Annotated in this window: 17 protein-coding genes; 14 read left to right on the plus strand and 3 right to left on the minus strand. The window is 64.7% G+C overall.

The annotated features are described in order from the left end of the window. Positions 1-60 precede the first annotated feature (60 nt). The 12 genes from FOY51_RS21045 (at position 61) to FOY51_RS21100 (ending at position 13,399) form a co-directional block, all read left to right on the plus strand. Entirely contained in the window at positions 61-555 is a 495-nt protein-coding gene (locus FOY51_RS21045; RefSeq protein ID WP_149432221.1) for a hypothetical protein, read from the plus strand. Beyond that, a complete protein-coding gene (locus tag FOY51_RS21050) occupies positions 552-1,580 on the plus strand; it encodes a hypothetical protein (protein ID WP_149432222.1) in 1,029 nt (342 codons plus the stop codon). The genes FOY51_RS21045 and FOY51_RS21050 overlap by 4 nt, the downstream gene beginning before the upstream one ends. Positions 1,581-1,616: 36 nt before the next feature. After that, positions 1,617-2,684 carry an N-acetyl-gamma-glutamyl-phosphate reductase gene (argC, locus tag FOY51_RS21055; protein WP_149432223.1) on the plus strand — a complete coding sequence of 356 codons (1,068 nt, stop codon included), beginning with the start codon at positions 1,617-1,619 and terminating at the stop codon, positions 2,682-2,684. Continuing rightward, positions 2,681-3,883, plus strand: a complete 1,203-nt coding sequence (argJ, locus tag FOY51_RS21060; RefSeq protein ID WP_149432224.1) for a bifunctional glutamate N-acetyltransferase/amino-acid acetyltransferase ArgJ — start codon at positions 2,681-2,683, stop codon at positions 3,881-3,883. Before argC ends, argJ begins: the two co-directional genes overlap by 4 nt. Further along, positions 3,880-4,773: an acetylglutamate kinase gene (gene argB, locus FOY51_RS21065; protein WP_149432225.1), complete on the plus strand. Its 894-nt coding sequence runs from the start codon at positions 3,880-3,882 to the stop codon at positions 4,771-4,773. The genes argJ and argB overlap by 4 nt, the downstream gene beginning before the upstream one ends. Continuing rightward, positions 4,773-5,966, plus strand: coding sequence for an acetylornithine transaminase (locus FOY51_RS21070; protein ID WP_149432226.1), 1,194 nt, complete (start codon positions 4,773-4,775; stop codon positions 5,964-5,966). Before argB ends, FOY51_RS21070 begins: the two co-directional genes overlap by 1 nt. Then, on the plus strand, positions 5,963-6,916 hold the full coding sequence (argF, locus tag FOY51_RS21075; RefSeq protein WP_149432227.1) for an ornithine carbamoyltransferase: 954 nt from the start codon (positions 5,963-5,965) through the stop codon (positions 6,914-6,916). Before FOY51_RS21070 ends, argF begins: the two co-directional genes overlap by 4 nt. Then, a complete protein-coding gene (locus FOY51_RS21080; protein ID WP_149432228.1) occupies positions 6,913-7,419 on the plus strand; it encodes an arginine repressor in 507 nt (168 codons plus the stop codon). Before argF ends, FOY51_RS21080 begins: the two co-directional genes overlap by 4 nt. A gap of 33 nt (positions 7,420-7,452) precedes the next feature. Then, on the plus strand, positions 7,453-8,652 hold the full coding sequence (locus FOY51_RS21085) for an argininosuccinate synthase (protein ID WP_149432229.1): 1,200 nt from the start codon (positions 7,453-7,455) through the stop codon (positions 8,650-8,652). After that, positions 8,649-10,100 carry an argininosuccinate lyase gene (argH, locus tag FOY51_RS21090; RefSeq protein WP_149432230.1) on the plus strand — a complete coding sequence of 484 codons (1,452 nt, stop codon included), beginning with the start codon at positions 8,649-8,651 and terminating at the stop codon, positions 10,098-10,100. The genes FOY51_RS21085 and argH overlap by 4 nt, the downstream gene beginning before the upstream one ends. A gap of 95 nt (positions 10,101-10,195) precedes the next feature. Beyond that, positions 10,196-13,162: an AMP-binding protein gene (locus FOY51_RS21095; protein ID WP_371830473.1), complete on the plus strand. Its 2,967-nt coding sequence runs from the start codon at positions 10,196-10,198 to the stop codon at positions 13,160-13,162. A 12-nt stretch (positions 13,163-13,174) separates the two neighbouring features. Continuing rightward, entirely contained in the window at positions 13,175-13,399 is a 225-nt protein-coding gene (locus tag FOY51_RS21100) for a Trm112 family protein (RefSeq protein ID WP_149432232.1), read from the plus strand. Here FOY51_RS21100 and FOY51_RS21105 read toward each other — a convergent pair whose 3' ends face one another. Genes FOY51_RS21105 through FOY51_RS21115 form a run of 3 tightly spaced genes read right to left on the minus strand, consistent with a single transcriptional unit; the run spans position 13,400 to position 15,476 of the window. After that, on the minus strand, positions 13,400-13,990 hold the full coding sequence (locus FOY51_RS21105; protein ID WP_149432233.1) for a TetR/AcrR family transcriptional regulator: 591 nt from the start codon (positions 13,988-13,990) through the stop codon (positions 13,400-13,402). After that, complete coding sequence (locus FOY51_RS21110) at positions 13,990-14,745, minus strand: ABC transporter permease (protein WP_149432234.1); 756 nt, start codon at positions 14,743-14,745, stop codon at positions 13,990-13,992. Before FOY51_RS21110 ends, FOY51_RS21105 begins: the two co-directional genes overlap by 1 nt. Then, positions 14,742-15,476: an ABC transporter ATP-binding protein gene (locus tag FOY51_RS21115; RefSeq protein WP_149432235.1), complete on the minus strand. Its 735-nt coding sequence runs from the start codon at positions 15,474-15,476 to the stop codon at positions 14,742-14,744. Before FOY51_RS21115 ends, FOY51_RS21110 begins: the two co-directional genes overlap by 4 nt. Before the next feature lie 93 nt (positions 15,477-15,569). On the opposite strand from FOY51_RS21115, the gene FOY51_RS21120 reads away from it, so the two are divergent. Both FOY51_RS21120 and tyrS read left to right on the plus strand, forming a co-directional pair. Further along, the gene (locus tag FOY51_RS21120) at positions 15,570-16,196 is read left to right on the plus strand and encodes a DNA-3-methyladenine glycosylase (RefSeq protein ID WP_149432236.1); all 627 of its coding nucleotides are present in this window, start codon (positions 15,570-15,572) and stop codon (positions 16,194-16,196) included. Then, positions 16,193-17,464, plus strand: a complete 1,272-nt coding sequence (tyrS, locus tag FOY51_RS21125) for a tyrosine--tRNA ligase (protein ID WP_353961379.1) — start codon at positions 16,193-16,195, stop codon at positions 17,462-17,464. Before FOY51_RS21120 ends, tyrS begins: the two co-directional genes overlap by 4 nt. Positions 17,465-17,854: the final 390 nt, after the last annotated feature.

Here is a 17,854-nt window from a genome sequence, read left to right on the forward strand (position 1 = left end):
TGCGGGGCAGCTGAGCGCACTAGCCTGGGCAGTACGACCATCCAAGGTGAGGAGTCTGCCGTGCCGGATACCGATCTGACTGCCCGATTGCGCGCACTGCCCGACAGAGAGTTTCTCGACGTCGTGAAGGCCGCATCAGCGGATCGACCCGGACTCGGCGCCGTGCACGCCGCCGCTGCGGCTGAGGGGGCCGGTTCTGCCGCGGAACCGACCACGCCCCCGGTGCCCGAAATCCCGCCGGTGCCGGGGTTGCCGTCGACGCCCGACCTGCCTACGACGACGGATGTGCCCCCGCCGATCCAGATGTCCGCACCGGCACCCGACTACACCGCCGGCGGCGTCCCCACCTTCGACAGGGTTCGTGACAAGGTGGAGCAACGCTACGGAACGGCTCTCGGCTCGGACGAGTTGGACCGGGCGACGCCTGCGGGCCGGTCCATTGCGGAGCAGTGGGACGCGCGCGAAAAAGCGGGCCATGAGAAGCTCGACCAGATCCGAAAGTCGATGCACGCCAGTGGCGAACAGTCCACTGCCGAATCCAAGGAGAACGAGTGAGCACGGATCCACAGGCCCTTGCCGATCAACTGCTCGAGGCGCAGGTGCAGTTCGTGCTGGCAGAGTTCACCGGCGATCGGTGCGCCGAGGTCGTGGCGAGGGACGTGGCCGCAGCGCTGAAAGTGGCCGATACGCTGATCCTGGCCGACGTGGTCGATCGCGAGAACGTCAAGGCGACCGCACGTAAGGGTGTCGACGACATCGGCGGCAGCACCATCGTCAAGGACATGACGGCCGCGATCGCCGACGGCATCTACGACCTCGCGGCGAGCGACGACTACAAGCTGAAAGACGTCGTCGACCGGGATGTCGTCGACAAGCTGATCACGCAGTTCCTCAGCATGCACACCCTGCACGACCGCGCGCTCGATCGACTCACCGAAAGCCCGCTGGTTGCCGCGGCGGTGTCTCGCTACGTCAACAAGATCGTGGCCGATTTCCTGGACGAGAACCGGCAGCGCGCCGAGAAGCTGCCCGGCATGGGGTCGCTGATCTCCCTCGGTACCAGCGCGGCGAAGAAGGCACGCAGTGTGTCCGAGCCGTTCGTCGGCGATGTGGCGGGCAAGAGTGCGCAGTTCGCGCTCAAGCGCAGCAACAGCGCCACCCGCGACCTGCTGCAGAACGCATCGCTCCACGATGCAGGCATGGAGTTGTGGGACGTTCACGCAGGCGAGCCGGTCGCCGAGCTTCGTAAGTACCTGAGTCAGGACGAGCTGAGCAAAACGGCGCTGCTTGTGCACGAACTCTCGACCACCGGCCGCAACACCGAGTACTTCGGTCAGGTTCTCGACGAGAGCATCGATGTCTTCTTCGACCTGTACGGCTCCTATTCGCTGGCAGCGCTGCTGCCTGAGGTCGGCATCAGTGAGGATGACATCGTTCGCGAGATCAACCGCTACGCGCCTGCACTCATCGAAGGCGCCAAGAAGGACGGCGTCCTTGCGGACCTGGTACGAGAGCGGCTCGAGCCATTCTTCAAGTCCGATGCCGTGACGTCGATTCTGGCGGGCGTTTCGAAAGCCTGACCCCGCACGGTGAATGAAGTTGCATCATGATGCATAATGAATCGCATGGGAGATTCGACATCGAGTGGCCCGCTACGGATAGCTGTGGCGGGCGCCAGCGGCTACGCGGGCGGGGAAATTCTGCGACTGTTGTTGGGTCATCCCGCCTACCGCCGCGGCGATCTGGAAATCGGGTCGCTTACGGCAGCCGCGAGTGCGGGAACCACGCTCGGTGAGCATCACCCGCATCTGATTCCGCTCGCCGACCGCGTTCTCGGCCCCACGTCCGTCGACGATCTCGCAGGCCACGACGTGGTGTTCCTCGGTTTGCCGCACGGGCATTCGGCCGAGATCGCGAAGGCGTTGCCGGACTCGACGGTCATCGTCGATTGCGGAGCGGATTTCCGATTGGTCGATGCCGCCGACTGGGAGCGTTACTACGGCAGCCCCCACGCGGGCAATTGGCCGTACGGCCTGCCCGAGTTGCCCGGTGGCCGTGAGCGGTTGGTCGGTGCGACGCGCATAGCCGTGCCGGGTTGCTATCCGACGGCTGTCAGCCTTGCGATGGCTCCTGCCGTTGCCGCAGGCATCGTCGAACCACGGGTGAATATCGTTGCGGTGACCGGGACTTCGGGTGCGGGTCGGGCGTTGAAGCCGAACCTCCTCGGTTCCGAGGTGATGGGTTCGGCATCGGCCTACGGTGTCGGCGGAGTTCATCGCCACACCCCGGAGATCCGGCAGAACTTGTCGGCAGCGGCCGGTACCGACGTCACCGTGTCGTTCACGCCGGTGCTTGCCCCGATGTCGCGCGGCATCCTTGCCACCTGCTCGGCACAGACAACGGTGAGCGCGGCTGACGCACGCGCCGTCTACGAAAAGGCTTACGCCGACGAACCGTTCGTGCATTTGCTCCCGGAGGGGCGCTTCCCGCAGACCGGCGCGGTGATCGGCTCCAACGCCGTGGTCCTCGGCCTCACCGTCGATCCCGACGCCAGACAACTGGTCGTCGTCGCTGCCATCGACAATCTGACCAAAGGCACTGCGGGCGGTGCCATCCAATCCATGAATCTCGCTCTCGGCCTCCCGGAAACCGACGGACTTTCGACAGTAGGAGTTGCACCGTGACCGCAGGCAAGCTCGTTCGCAGCCAAGGCGTGACCGCGGCGGCCGGCTTCCGCGGCGCTGGTATCGCGGCCGGGATCAAGGCAAACGGGAAGCCCGATCTGGCGCTCGTGTTCAACGAAGGCCCCGATTACGCCGCGGCCGGAGTCTTCACCCGCAATCAGGTGAAGGCCGCGCCGGTGCTGTGGTCGCAGCAGGTGCTGACCACGGGGAAGGTGCGCGCGGTGGTGCTGAACTCCGGCGGCGCCAATGCGTGCACGGGCGCGCCCGGCTTCCAGGACACGCACCGCACCGCCGAGGAACTTGCTGCGGCCCTGAGTAATTGGGGGACCGAGACGGGTGCCGTCGAAGTGGCGGTGTGCTCTACCGGGCTGATCGGTGATCGGCTGCCGATGGACAAGGTGGTTGCCGGGCTCACCGAGATCGTGCACGAGCTCGCGGGTGGCATCTCCGGGGGCAGCGATGCTGCGCAGGCGATCATGACGACCGACACCGTGTCGAAGCAGGCGGCGTTTCACCACGACGGCAAGTGGGTCGTCGGCGGAATGGCCAAGGGCGCAGGCATGCTCGCGCCGTCACTGGCGACCATGCTGGTCGTCGTCACCACGGACGCGGTTGCCGACAAGGCGCAACTCGATTCCGCACTGCGCAACGCAACTCGGCTCACGTTCGACCGCCTCGACGTCGACGGGTCGTGCTCCACCAACGACACGGTGTTACTGCTGGCCTCCGGCGCGAGCGGTGTCGCACCGTCGCAGGACGAACTCGACGCTGCGGTGTTCGCCGTGTGTGACGACCTGGCTGCCCAGCTGATGGCCGACGCCGAGGGCGTCACCAAACGGGTACTCGTCACCGTGGTCGATGCCGCCAGCGAGGACGACGCACTCGCGGTGGCTCGGACGGTGGCGCGCGACAGCTTGGTCAAGACCGCGCTGTTCGGCTCCGACCCCAACTGGGGTCGGGTGCTCGCCGCCACCGGCATGGCTCCCGTGACCATCGATCCCGATCGAATCACGGTGTCGTTCAACGGCAGTCCGGTCTGTGTCAACGGTGCCGGCGCCGCGGGCGCGCGGGACGTGGACCTCTCGGGCGCCGACATCGAGGTGCGGATCGATCTCGGCCTCGGCGACAGCACAGCCACCATCCGCACCACCGATCTGTCGCACGGGTACGTCGAAGAGAACTCGGCATATTCGTCATGACCAACGCCATCGACGGACTCACAGCCGGCCAGCGGGCGCACGTTCTCGCGGAAGCGCTCCCGTGGCTGCAGAAGTTCACCGGGAAGATCGTCGTCGTGAAGTACGGCGGCAACGCCATGGTCGACGACGAGCTGAAGGTTGCATTCGCTGCCGACATGGTGTTCCTGCGGACCATAGGCGTGCACCCGGTCGTTGTGCACGGTGGCGGGCCGCAGATCAGTGCCATGCTGAAGAAGCTCGGCATGGAAGGTGAATTCCGCGGCGGATTCCGCGTCACCACACCGGAAGTCATGGACGTCGTGCGGATGGTGCTGTTCGGTCAGGTCGGCCGCGAGTTGGTCGGTCTGATCAATGCGCACGGCCCCTACGCGGTCGGTATCTCGGGCGAGGACGCGCATCTGTTCACGGCGACCCGCCGGACCGTCACTGTCGACGGCGCGGCCACCGACATCGGCCTGGTCGGCGATGTCACCACCGTCAACCCGGATGCTGTGCTCGACCTGATCGAGGCAGGCCGTATCCCGGTCGTTTCCACTATCGCGCCGGACGCCGACGGTGTGGTGCACAACATCAACGCCGACACGGCGGCCGCAGCGCTCGCGGAAGGTATCGGTGCGGAGAAGCTCGTCGTCCTCACCGACGTCGAAGGCCTGTACACGGATTGGCCGAATCGGGACTCGCTCGCCACCCAAATCGACGCTGCCGCACTGGAACAACTACTGCCGAGCCTCGACGCGGGGATGGTGCCGAAAATGGAGGCCTGCTTGCGAGCGGTGCGCGGGGGAGTGCCGACAGCACACGTCATCGACGGCAGAGTCGCGCACTCGGTTCTGCTGGAACTGTTCACGGGAGAGGGAATCGGCACGATGGTCACCGCGGGGAATGCGTAATGAGCCACACAGAGCAACTGCAGCAGCGCTGGTCCGGCGCGATGATGAACAACTACGGCCTGCCGAAGGTGGCGCTGGTCGGTGGTGCAGGCGCCGTCGTCCGTGATGCCGATGGCAAGGAGTACCTGGACCTGCTCGGCGGCATCGCCGTCAACATCCTCGGCCACGCCCACCCGGCGATCGTCGAGGCTGTCACGACGCAGCTCTCGACCCTGGGCCACACCTCGAACTTCTATGCGACCGAGCCTGGCATCGAACTGGCCGAGAAGCTTCTCGCGCACCTCGGACACTCTGGCCGAGTCCTGTTGTGCAACTCGGGAACCGAGGCCAACGAGGCTGCGTTCAAAATCGCCCGGCTGACCGGACGGACCAAGATCGTCGCGTGTGAGGAGGCCTTCCACGGCCGCACGATGGGCGCACTCGCCTTGACCGGTCAGCCGGCAAAGCGCGAACCCTTCGAGCCGATGCCGCCCGGTGTCGTGCACGTGCCGTTCGGTGACGTCGCGGCGCTGGAAGCCGCGATCGACGACGACACCGCCGCGCTGTTCTTGGAACCGATCCTCGGCGAGAGTGGAGTGGTCGTGCCGCCGGAGGGCTATCTGGCGGCCGCCCGGGAGATCACTGCCCGGCACCGTGCATTGCTGATCCTCGACGAGGTGCAGACCGGCATCGGTCGCACCGGTTGGTTCTACGCACACCAGGCATTCGGCATCGTGCCCGACGTGATGACTCTCGCCAAGGGTCTCGGCGGCGGCTTGCCGATCGGTGCCTGCGTTGCGACCGGTGCGGCAGCAGACCTGCTGCAACCAGGAATGCACGGCACGACGTTCGGCGGCAATCCCGTATGCGCGGCAGCCGCTTTGGCCGTCCTGAAGACCGTCGCAGACGAAGATCTGATCTCGCAGGCGGACGCGATCGGCAAGGAGATCGCGGCAGGAATCGAAGAACTGAGCCATCCGCTTGTCGACCATGTGCGCGGTGCGGGATTACTGCTCGGCATAGTTCTCACCGACGACGTGTCGGCCGACGTGGACCTCGCGGCGCGTGATGCAGGCTTCCTCGTGAACCCCGCCAAGCCGAACGTGATCCGATTGGCACCGCCACTCAACCTCACCGAAGCGCAGGCGCAGAAGTTCATCAGCGCGCTGCCCGCCATCCTCGATGCTGCTCTGGACAAGAAGGTCAAGCAATGACGGTCAAGCACTTTCTGCGCGACGACGACCTGACGCCTGCGCAGCAGGCCGAAGTCCTCGCCCTCGCAGCGGAACTCAAGAAAGATCCGCAGTCACGCAAGCCATTGGCAGGACCGCGCGGCGTCGGTGTGATCTTCGAGAAGAACTCGACGCGAACACGGTTCTCGTTCGAGATGGGCATCGCCCAACTCGGCGGACACCCCGTGGTGGTCGACGGCCGGACGACGCAACTCGGCCGCGAGGAGACGTTGGCCGACACCGGGAGGGTGCTCTCGCGCTACGTCGACGCCGTGGTCTGGCGGACCTTCGGTCAGGAGCGGCTGGACGAAATGGCTTCGGCAGCAACCATTCCTGTGATCAATGCGCTCTCGGACGAGTTCCACCCGTGTCAGGTACTCGCCGACCTGCAGACCATTGCAGAGCGGAAAGGTGCCCTCGCTGGGCTGAAACTCACCTACCTGGGCGACGGCGCCAACAACATGGCGCATTCCCTGATGCTGGGTGGTGTGACCGCGGGAATCGACGTCACGATTGCCGCGCCGGACGGTTTTGCGCCGCATCCCGACTTCGTCGACGCCGCGAATGCGCGCGCTGCCGAAACCGGTGCGACTGTGACCATCACGTCCGATCCGTCGGCTGCGGCGGCGGGCGCGGACGTTCTCGTCACCGACACCTGGACGTCGATGGGCCAAGAGGACGACGGCCTCGACCGCGTCGGGCCGTTCCGGCCGTTCCAGCTGAACGCGGAGCTGCTCGCCAGGGCGAACCCGGATGCGATTGTCTTGCACTGTCTTCCGGCCCACCGCGGCGAGGAGATCACCGACGATGTGATCGACGGACCGCACAGCGTGGTGTGGGACGAGGCGGAGAATCGACTCCACGCGCAGAAGGCACTGCTGGTGTGGCTGCTAGACCAGAACAGCGTCGCAACAGAATCCTTCACGTCATGACTGCGGACGCGACAACGCACGGGTCGGCGATCGCACGAACCCGGGCGGGACGCCGGGCCCGCATCGTGGAATTGCTGTCGACCAACGCGGTGCGTAGTCAGTCCGAACTTGCGGCGTTGCTCGCGGCCGAGGGCATCGAAACCACCCAAGCAACGCTGTCTCGTGATCTGGAGGATCTGGGCGCGATGAAGCTACGCGCGCCGGACGGCGGGGTCGGCGTCTACGTGGTGCCCGAGGACGGCAGCCCGGTGCGCGGAATCTCCGGCGGCACCGACCGGGTCGCGAAACTGCTAGCCGAACTGCTGGTTTCGACCGACTCCAGCGGAAACATCGCGGTATTGCGAACCCCGCCCGGCGCGGCGCACTACCTGGCAAGCGCCCTCGACCGAGCTGCGCTGCCCGACGTGGTCGGCACCATCGCGGGAGATGACACCATCATGATGATCGCCCGAGAACCGACGACCGGCGCGCAGCTCGCCGCACTGATCGAACAACTCGCCTGAGTTACTCAGAAAAACAGAAGGAGCACAGAAGACATGGCCGAACGCGTCGTACTCGCTTACTCGGGCGGGCTGGACACCTCCGTCGCCATCAGCTGGATCGGAAAGGAGACTGGCGCCGATGTCGTCGCCGTCGCAATCGATCTGGGTCAGGGCGGCGAGGACATGGACGTGGTGCGTCAGCGCGCTCTCGACTGCGGGGCAGTGGAGTCCGTGGTGATCGATGCTCGCGACGAGTTCGCCGACGAATACTGCCTGCCCACCGTGCAGACCAATGCCCTGTACATGGACCGGTATCCGTTGGTCTCCGCGATCAGCAGGCCGCTGATCGTCAAGCATCTGGTGACCGCCGCCCGTGCCCACGGCGGCACCACCGTCGCGCACGGTTGCACAGGCAAGGGCAACGATCAGGTTCGCTTCGAAGTCGGCTTCAACACGCTGGCACCGGATCTGAAAGTTCTTGCGCCTGTTCGGGACTACGCCTGGACCCGCGAGAAGGCGATCGCCTTCGCCGAGGACAACCAGATCCCGATCAACGTGACCAAGAAGTCGCCGTTCTCCATCGACCAGAACGTGTGGGGCCGCGCCGTCGAGACCGGCTTCCTCGAGGATCTGTGGAACGCGCCGACCAAGGACGTCTACGACTATACCCAGGATCCGACGGTCAACTTCACCGCGCCAGACGAGCTGATCATCTCCTTCGACAAGGGTCGCCCCGTCGCGATCGACGGCAAACCGGTGTCGGTCCTCGAGGCCATCGTCGAGCTCAACGCTCGCGCGGGTGCGCAGGGCGTCGGCCGTCTCGACGTCGTCGAAGATCGCTTGGTGGGCATCAAGAGTCGCGAGATCTACGAAGCTCCCGGTGCGATGGTGCTGATCAACGCACACCAGGAACTCGAGCACGTCACGCTCGAGCGCGAGCTCGGTCGCTACAAGCGGCAGATGGAGCAGCGGTGGAGCGAGCTGGTCTACGACGGCCTGTGGTTCTCGCCGTTGAAGGAAGCGCTCGACACCTTCGTCACGAAGACGCAGGAGCACGTGACCGGCGATATTCGCCTCGTCCTGCACGCCGGTGTCGTGAACGTCAACGGCCGACGCAGCGGTGAGTCGCTCTACGACTTCAACCTCGCCACCTACGACGAGGGTGACACCTTCGATCAGTCGGCGGCAAAGGGATTCGTCCAGTTGCATGGGCTGTCGTCGAAGATCGCAGCCAAGCGAGACCTGGGCTTGTGAGTTCACCGCACGGCACCAACGCGGGAGCGCAGAAACATGGAGCGACCGTTACCGGCGCTCTGTGGGGCGGACGGTTTGCCGGTGGACCCGCCGAAGCCATGGCGGCACTGAGCAAGTCGACGCAATTCGACTGGGTGCTGGCGCCGTACGACATTCGCGCATCGATGGCGCACGCGCGAGTGTTGAACGGTGCCGGTCTGCTCACCGCCCACGATCTGGAGACCATGCTGGCCGGCCTCGACAGTCTTGCCGCCGACGTCGCCTCCGGTGCGTTCGTCGCAGCGGAAACGGACGAAGACGTCCACGGCGCGTTAGAGCGTGGCTTGATCGATCGCGTCGGACCCGAGGTCGGCGGGCGGTTGCGCGCCGGTCGGTCCCGCAACGACCAGGTGGCGACCCTGTTCCGGATGTGGCTTCGCGACGCCGTGCGTCGCGTCTCGGTCGGTGTCCTCGACGTCGTCGATGCATTGACGACGCAGGCCGCAGATCATCTGGACGCCGTGATGCCGGGCAAGACGCATTCGCAGGCAGCGCAGCCGGTTCTGCTCGCACATCATCTGCTTGCGCACACGCACCCGCTGCTCCGCGACGTGCAGCGCTTCCAGGATTTCGACAAGCGAGCTGCGGTGTCGCCGTACGGTTCCGGCGCGCTGGCAGGGTCTTCGCTCGGTCTGAGCCCGGAGAAGATCGCTGCCGAATTGGGCTTCGACTCATCGGCAGAGAATTCGATCGATGCCACGTCGTCGCGTGACTTCGCGGCGGAGGCGGCGTTCGTCCTGGCGATGACCGCGGTGGATCTTTCGCGGCTCGCGGAAGAGATCATTTCGTGGAGCACGCCGGAGTACGGGTACGTGACGCTCGCTGATGCGTGGTCGACGGGCAGCTCGATCATGCCGCAGAAGAAGAATCCGGACGTCGCAGAGCTGACGAGAGGTAAGTCGGGCCGTCTGATCGGCAACCTCACGGGTTTGCTGGCCACCTTGAAGGCGCAGCCGCTGGCCTACAACCGCGATCTCCAGGAGGACAAGGAGCCGGTCTTCGATTCGGTCGCGCAGCTCGAGCTGCTGTTGCCCGCGATCACCGGGCTGGTCGCAACGCTGGAATTTCACACCGATCGGATGGCCGAGCTGGCCCCGGCCGGATTCACGTTGGCAACCGACATCGCCGAGTGGTTGGTTCGCCAGGGTGTCCCGTTCCGGGTTGCACACGAAGCCGCAGGTGGGTGCGTGCGCAAGGCCGAGGAGCGCGGCGTCGGACTTGCCGAGCTGACCGATGAGGAACTTGCGGCAATCGATCCGAACTTGACCGGCGCTGTCCGCGAAGTCCTCACGGTCGAGGGCTCCATCGCATCGCGCGATGCCCGCGGCGGTACCGCGGGCACGCAGGTTGCCGGCCAGCTGGACCGAGTCCGCGGCGCCTCCAGCAAGCTGCGCGAATGGGCCGTGTGAGCACATTCGCCACGCTTTCGCGCTCCGTTCGTCACCGTATGAGAAGCTCGTTGTTGCACGGCGTGACGCGAGTCACATCACTTAGGTACCCGGGAGTGTCGGTGGATTTCAGCACTGCATCGGCGTTTCGGCCGATTCAACGAATCGTGGCGACTGCGCAGAACGGTTTGGAAGTAGTTCGGTTCGGTGGGCTGGAAACCAGTCGGGTCCCGGCTCCGTTCGACATCGTCGAACGCAAGCCGATGTATCGACTGCGCCGGTATTTCCCGGATGTGCCTGCGGGCGAGCGTCCGCCGATCGTGCTGATACCGCCGATGATGCTCGCAGCCGACGTGTACGACGTCACCGAGGACAGCAGCGCCGTCACGATCCTGCACGAGAACGGACTCGACCCCTGGGTTGTCGATTTCGGCTCACCTGCCGTCGACGAGGGCGGCTGGGACCGCAATCTTGCCGACCACATCGTCGCCATCAGCGAGGTGATCGACACGGTGCGCGAACACGTGGGGCGCGACGTGCATCTCAGCGGCTATTCGCAGGGCGGAATGTTCGCCTACCAAGCTGCGGCGTATCGCCGCGGCAAGGACATCGCCAGCTTGATCACCTATGGCAGCCCGGTCGACCTGGTCGCCGGCCTGCCGTTCGGTCTGCCCGCAGGCATGACCACCAAGGGCGCCGATTTTCTGGCCGATCACGTGTTCACGCGTCTGCCGATCACCGACTGGATGGCGAGCACCGGCTTCCAGATGCTGGATCCGGTGCGCACGCTCAAAACCCGCTTCGACTTCATTCGCCAGCTGCACGATCGTGAAGCCCTGCTGCCGCGTGAGCAGCAGCGGCGGTTCCTCATGGGCGAGGGGTTCGTGCCCTGGTCGGGGCCTGCGGTCGCCGAGCTGCTCAAGCAGTTCGTCGTCCACAACCGGATGATGTCCGGTGGCTTCGTCATCAACGAGCAAGTGGTCAGCCTTGCCGAGCTGACCTTGCCGATCTTGGCGTTCGTCGGCGAAGTGGACGACATCGGTCAACCTGTCTCGGTCCGCGGTATTCGCCGTGCGGCATCGCGAGCGCAGGTATTCGAAGCGACGTTGCGAGCGGGTCACTTCGGATTGGTCGTCGGCGGTACGGCAGCCCGTCTGACGTGGCCGAACGTGGCCGGCTGGGTCAAATGGCGCGAAGAACAGGGCGAACAACCCGAGATCGTCCACGCCATGGATTACGCCGAATACGGCCAGAATCACTCGGGTGTCTCGGCCGGCGCGCGCATCGTGCACACAGCCGCCTCGGTGGCCGAAGTCGGCGCGGGGGTGGGTCGCGGAATTGCCAACCTCGCCAACAATGCAGTCCGCGGGACGATCGAGATCTCGGGTGAAGCCGCGCGGGCGCTGCCGCGGTTGGTCCGACTCGGCACGATTCAACCGCACACCAAGATTTCGCTCGGTGGTCTGCTCGCCGAGCAGGGCAAACGCGCGCCGGTAGGGGAGTGCTTCCTCTTCGAGGATCGCGTGCATACCAACGCGGCGGTGAACACCCGTATCGACAACGTGGTTCGCGGTCTGATCGAAGTCGGTGTGCGTCCGGCGCACCACGTTGGCGTCGTGATGGAGACCCGGCCCAGTGCGTTGGTCACCATCGCCGCCCTGTCCCGGCTGGGTGCTGTCGCCGTTCTGCTGGCGCCGGGCGGTGACTTGAAATCCGCCGTCGAACTCACAGGTATCGACACGGTGATCACCGACCCTGACAACCTGACCTCGGTAGCCGCGACCGGCACCAGGATCTTGGTGCTCGGTGGTGGCGACAATCGCGGCCTCGACGTTGTCAGTGGCTCCGACGTCGTGGACCTCGAGCAGATCGACCCCGATGCTGTGCGAATTCCGGGCTGGTACCGCCCCAACCCGGGTATGGCCCGCGAGTTGGCATTCGTTCTGGTCATCGGCACCGGCAACCGCATGGAAGCCAAGTACATCACCAACTACCGCTGGGCTGTCTCGGCGTTCGGTACCGCGAGCTCGGCAAGCCTCGGCGTCGGCGACACCGTGTACTGCCTTGCGCCACTGCATCATTCGTCCGGGCTGTTGGTGAGCCTGGGCGGTGCCGTCGCAGGCGGCTCACGCATTGCGCTTGCCCGCTCGCTCGATCCGGAACGTTTTGCGGAAGAGGTGCATCGCTACGGCGTGACGGTGGTGACCTACACCTGGACGATGATGCGCGAGATCCTCGATGCGAACGTGTTTCCCGTCGGCGCTCAGCATTCGATCCGACTGTTCATCGGCTCCGGTATGCCGGTCGGACTATGGAAGCGGACCACCGAGATATTCGCTCCCGCACGAGTTCTCGAGTTCTATGCGTCCACCGAAGGCGACGTCGTACTCGCAAACGTCACCGGCTCGAAAGAGGGGTGCAACGGTAGGCCCGTTCCCGGGACCGCCGCTGTTCGTCTCGCCGCCTACGATCCGATCACGGGCAAGTTTCTCGAAGACGAGCGCGGCTTCGTGCGGCGTTGCGAGGACGACGAGGTCGGCCTGCTTCTCGGTCGGGCCTCCGCCGCCACGGATGTCAAGGGCGGTATGCGCGGGGTTTTCGAGGCGGGCGATTCGTGGGTGCCCACCGAGAACCTGTTCCGACGCGACGCCGACAAGGACTATTGGTTGGTCGATCACAAGGCGACCGTCGTCAAGGCCGCGCGCGGTCCGGTGTTCACGAAACCGATCGTCGACGTGCTCGACGACCTGCCGCAGGTCGATCTTGCGGTCGCCTACGCGGTGAAGGCAGGGACGAGCGAGATCGCGGTCGCAGCGCTGACTGCAGCCGAGGGCGCGGAAGTGACTGCCGCGGCGATCACCGAAGCACTCCGCGGTTTGTTGCCGGCAGATCGGCCGGACTTGGTTCACGTTGTCGACAACATCGCGGTGAGCCCGTCGTTCCGTCCGAGGGTTGCTCCGCTGAGTGCCGCCGGCCTGCCCGCTCCGAGCGATCGCGCCTGGTACTACGACAACTACGACGGCACCTACAAGGTCTTCACGGATTCAGTTGCCGGCCGACTGCCCTGGAAATCGACGGCGTAGTACGGTTCGGCAATGAGTTCGAACCGTGTGTTGGACCCGGAACTGCTTGCGATCCTGGCTTGCCCGCAGGACAAGGGGCCGTTGCTGCTTGTCGACAACGAGCTCTTCTACAACCCGCGCCTGCGCCGCTCGTACCCGATCGAAGACGGCATTCCCGCCTTGCTGATCGACGAGGCGACCGATGTCACCGATGACGCGGTGCACGCCGACTATGTGGCACGCGGCACGTCGCACTGATCACGTAATCGTCCCGGTGAGATAGCCGTGGATCGTAGGGCCGATCGCGGCGACCACCTCGTCGATCGGCATCGACGCCAGCGGTTCGATACGCAGAATCTTGCGTGCGGCAAAGACTCCCAGCATCTGTGACGCCGCGAGGGCCACGCGTTTCTCGGCTGACCCCCGCGGGTCGTCGACCCGTTCGCGAACACCTTTGAGTGCGATCTCCAGTAGGAAGGTCCGCAGTAGCGTCTCGTCGCCTCCTGCCATGACACCGCGAAACGCGGCGGTGATTCCAGCGCCTGCAGGCGAATCCCATATCCCCACCACCGTCCGAACGACGGTCTCGCCGAGTTCGTCCAGCGGAGCGGCGGCGATCGGCCCGACGACCACCGACGGGTCCACCGGTAGTCGGACAACGGCGACGAACAGCTCCTGTTTGGTTCCGAAGTAGTGGTGCACCAATGCGGAATCGACGCCCGCCTGTGTCGCAATCGATCGGATCGAGGCCTTGTCGAATCCGACCGCGGAAAATCGCTCACGAGCGGCATCGAGAATGGCGTCGCGGGTGCCGGACAGGCCGGGGCGCCTGCCGGATCGTTGCGCCATCACGGCGTCCGGCGACGCAGTGTCGCGGCCGCAAGAGCCAACGCGACAACGGCGAATCCGGCCACAATTCCCAGGTCGCGCCACATGATCGCTGTCGTTCCGGTGTGCGCGGATACCTCGTGGAGCGCATCGACCGCGTAGCTGAGCGGCAACACGTTCGAGATCCATTCCAACCAATCCGGAAGCTGCGAGCGCGGTACCAGCAGTCCGCACAGAAAGAGCTGTGGTGCAACGACTGCGGGCATGAACTGGACTGCCTGAAACTCGGTCTTGGCGAACGCGCTGGCCAACAAGCCGAGGGCAACGCCGAGCACGGCGTCGACCATCGCCACCAGAATGACCAAACCCGGATTGCCTTTCGTGCTGAGATCGAGCAACCAGAAGCTGACACCGCAAGCCAGCGCGGCCTGTACGGCCGCCGCAACGGAAAATGCGGCACCGTATCCCGCCAGTAGGTCCAGCTTCGACACCGGCGTCGTCATCATGCGCTCGAGGGTTCCGGACGTGCGCTCCCGCTGCATGGCGATGGCGGTGATCAAGAACATCACGATGAACGGCAGTATGCCGAGCATGCTCACGGCGATTCGATCGAACAACGACGGTTCACCGAGCATCGTCGGCTCGTTCTGGTAGATGAAATACAGCAGGGTCATAAGGACGGTCGGCACCAGCACGATCAACGCGACGGTTCGTGGATCGGCCTTGAGTTGCTTCAGAATTCGCACTGCCGTTGCAGCGAACGCGCGGCCGTTCATGCCGCACTCTCCTCGTCGCGAATCAGCGCGAGGAACGCCTTTTCCAGGCTCGTTTCGCCGGTGCGAGTGCGGAGCTCGTCGGGCGAGAGGTCGGCGAGCAGGCGACCTTCCCTCATGAGCAACAACGCGGAGCAGTGGTCGGCTTCGTCCATCACATGGCTCGACACGATCAAGGTCGTACCAGCGGCGGCAAGAGCGGCGAATCGTTCCCAGAGGTCCACGCGCAAGACCGGGTCGAGACCGACCGTCGGTTCGTCGAGAACGAGCACCTCCGGTTCGGCTACCAACGCGCACGCGAGGCTGACGCGGGTTCGTTGTCCGCCGGACAGTGCATCGCCGCGGTGATTTGCGTGATCGGTCATGCCGACCGCGTCGATGGCAGCGGCGATGCCGGCTTTGGACTTCTTGTACAGAGCGCCGAAGTAGCTGACGTTGTCGCGAACGGTCAGGTCCGAATAGATGCTGGGCGCTTGGGTTACGTACCCCACGCGCGATCGCAGAGGCGCCGATCCGGCTGGCAGATCGAGCACAGTCACGCTGCCGGATTGGACGATCTGGGTTCCGACGATGCTGCGCATCAGGGTGCTCTTACCGCAGCCGGACGGCCCGAGCAGGCCGGTGATCGATCCGCGTCCAACGCGTGCCGACACCGAGTGCAACACCTGTTTGTTGCTGCGGCGGACGTCGAGCCCGTCGATGACGACGGCGTCCGTCGATTCCGTGTGTGCCATTGGCTCTCCAATTCATCGAATGATGAAATCATCGCGTAGTGAATTTATAGACCCCGTTTCGGCGCAGGTCAAGGGCCCAGGCACAATCGGGAAGTGTCCGTTGCCGAGCTAGCCGATGCTGATCCGCCGTCAGCCGCGCGCCGCATCCTGGGAGCGACGTTGCGGGCGCGAGGAGTGGCAGTTCGCGTCGTCGAGGTCGAGGCCTACGGTTCGGATCCTGCGGGGCCGTGGCCGGACTCGGCGGCCCACTCCTTCCCGGGACGTACGCCGCGAAACTCGGTGATGTTCGGTGTCGCCGGCAGCTTGTACGTCTACCTCAGCTACGGGATGCATGTTTGCGCGAACGTCACCTGTGGTCCTGACGGCACCGCGGGTGCGGTGTTGATCCGGGCCGGGGAGGTGATCGAGGGAATCGACGAGGCCACCGCCCGGCGCCCGACGGCTCGGCGTGTTCACGACTTGGCGCGCGGTCCTGGAAATCTTGGCAAAGCACTCGGAATTACTTTGAGCGACTACGGCTCTCACCTTTTCGACCCTGCAGCCGACGTGACTCTTACGCTGGGGTCTGACGTCGAGTATCGAACCGGCCCACGGGTGGGCGTCAGCACCGAAGCCGACAGGCCGTGGCGGTTCTGGATGCCGAACACGGCGGCAGTATCGGCATATCGGCGCAGCCCCCGTGCGCCCGGACCTGCGGATGCGGGAAGATCGATGCCGTGACCAACATTCTCGACGACCTGACCTGGCGAGGACTCATTGCGCAGTCCACCGATCTCGACGCCCTTCGTGCGGCAACCGATGCGGGACCGGTTTCGTTGTATGCGGGATTCGACCCGACGGGCCCCAGTCTGCATGCAGGCCATCTCATTCCGTTGTTGGCGCTCAAGCGTTTTCAGCAGGCAGGTCACCGTCCGATCGTGTTGGCGGGTGGTGCGACGGGCCTGATCGGCGACCCACGCGATGTGGGGGAGCGCACCATGAATTCCGCCGACACCGTCGCGGCATGGTCTGATCGCATCAGGTCGCAGCTGGAACGGTTCGTCGATTTCGACGACAGCCCGACCGGCGGAGTCATCGTCGACAACCTGACTTGGACGTCCAAGCTCAGCGCCGTCGACTTTCTTCGCGACATCGGTAAGCACTTCTCGGTCAACGTCATGCTGGCCAGGGACACGGTGAAACAACGTCTTGCCGGCGAGGGTATCTCCTACACCGAGTTCAGCTACATGTTGTTGCAAGCCAACGACTTTCTGCATCTACGGCGTGAGCACGGCTGCGTCCTGCAGGTGGGCGGATCGGATCAGTGGGGCAACATCATCGCCGGCGTCGAGCTGAATCGCCGGGTGGACGGCGAGCACGTGCACGCCCTCACGGTTCCACTCGTGACCTCGGCAGACGGCAAGAAGTTCGGTAAGTCGACGGGCGGCGGCAGCCTGTGGCTGGACCCGGAGATGACCAGTCCCTACGCCTGGTACCAGTACTTCGTGAACACCGGCGACGCCGATGTGATCAAGTACCTGCGCTGGTTCACCTTCCTGGATGCGGACGAATTGGCCGAACTCGAGACGGCAACCACCGAACGTCCTCATGCGCGCGAAGCCCAGAAGCGTCTGGCGGCGGAGATGACGACGCTCGTACATGGAGCCGACAACACCCGCGCGGTCGAACTCGCGAGCCAAGCGCTGTTCGGTCGCGCCGAGTTGGGGGAGCTGGACGAACCGACGTTGGCTGCTGCGCTGAGCGAGGCGTCCGTCGCCCAATTGACGGCGGATGCTCCCGCGACGATCGTCGATCTGCTCGTCCTCAGTGGGCTGTCCGACAGCAAGGGAGCTGCGCGCCGTGCCGTCAGGGAGGGTGGAGCATCGGTGAACAACCAGCGGATCAACGACGAAGAGTGGACACCTGGACCCACCGATTACCTGCACGGATCGTGGCTGGTGGTTCGTCGGGGAAAGAGAAACTTCGCAGGCGTACAGCGCGTGCCCTGAATCACATTCGTGTAATTCGGCGCTATACGCCTTCGAGGGGGCATCCGACCAGCGTTTTTGCGCCGAACATGCGATTTTCCTGCGGATTTGACGTTCTGTTCTTCGCCCCGTAACTTTATCCAAGTCAGAGCGACACGGACACCGACCCGGACCGAAAGGCCTGGGAAACGAGGTTGGACGAAGGCGCCTGGTCATCGAAGATGTAGAGCGGTTCGATCTGCTCGTTCTTCACCATCCGATCTGGATCATGGAGTTTGACTCCGTGACTTCGGTAGGATAGGCTGGAGCGGTTGCCCCGGATGGCCTGCTTGTTTGTGGGTTTGATGGTGTGTGTGTGTTCTTTGAGAACTTAACAGTGTGTCGATGAATGTCAGTGCCAATTGTTTTGGC

The sequence above is a fragment of the Antrihabitans cavernicola genome (assembly GCF_008297975.1).
GTDB lineage: Bacteria > Actinomycetota > Actinomycetes > Mycobacteriales > Mycobacteriaceae > Antrihabitans > Antrihabitans cavernicola.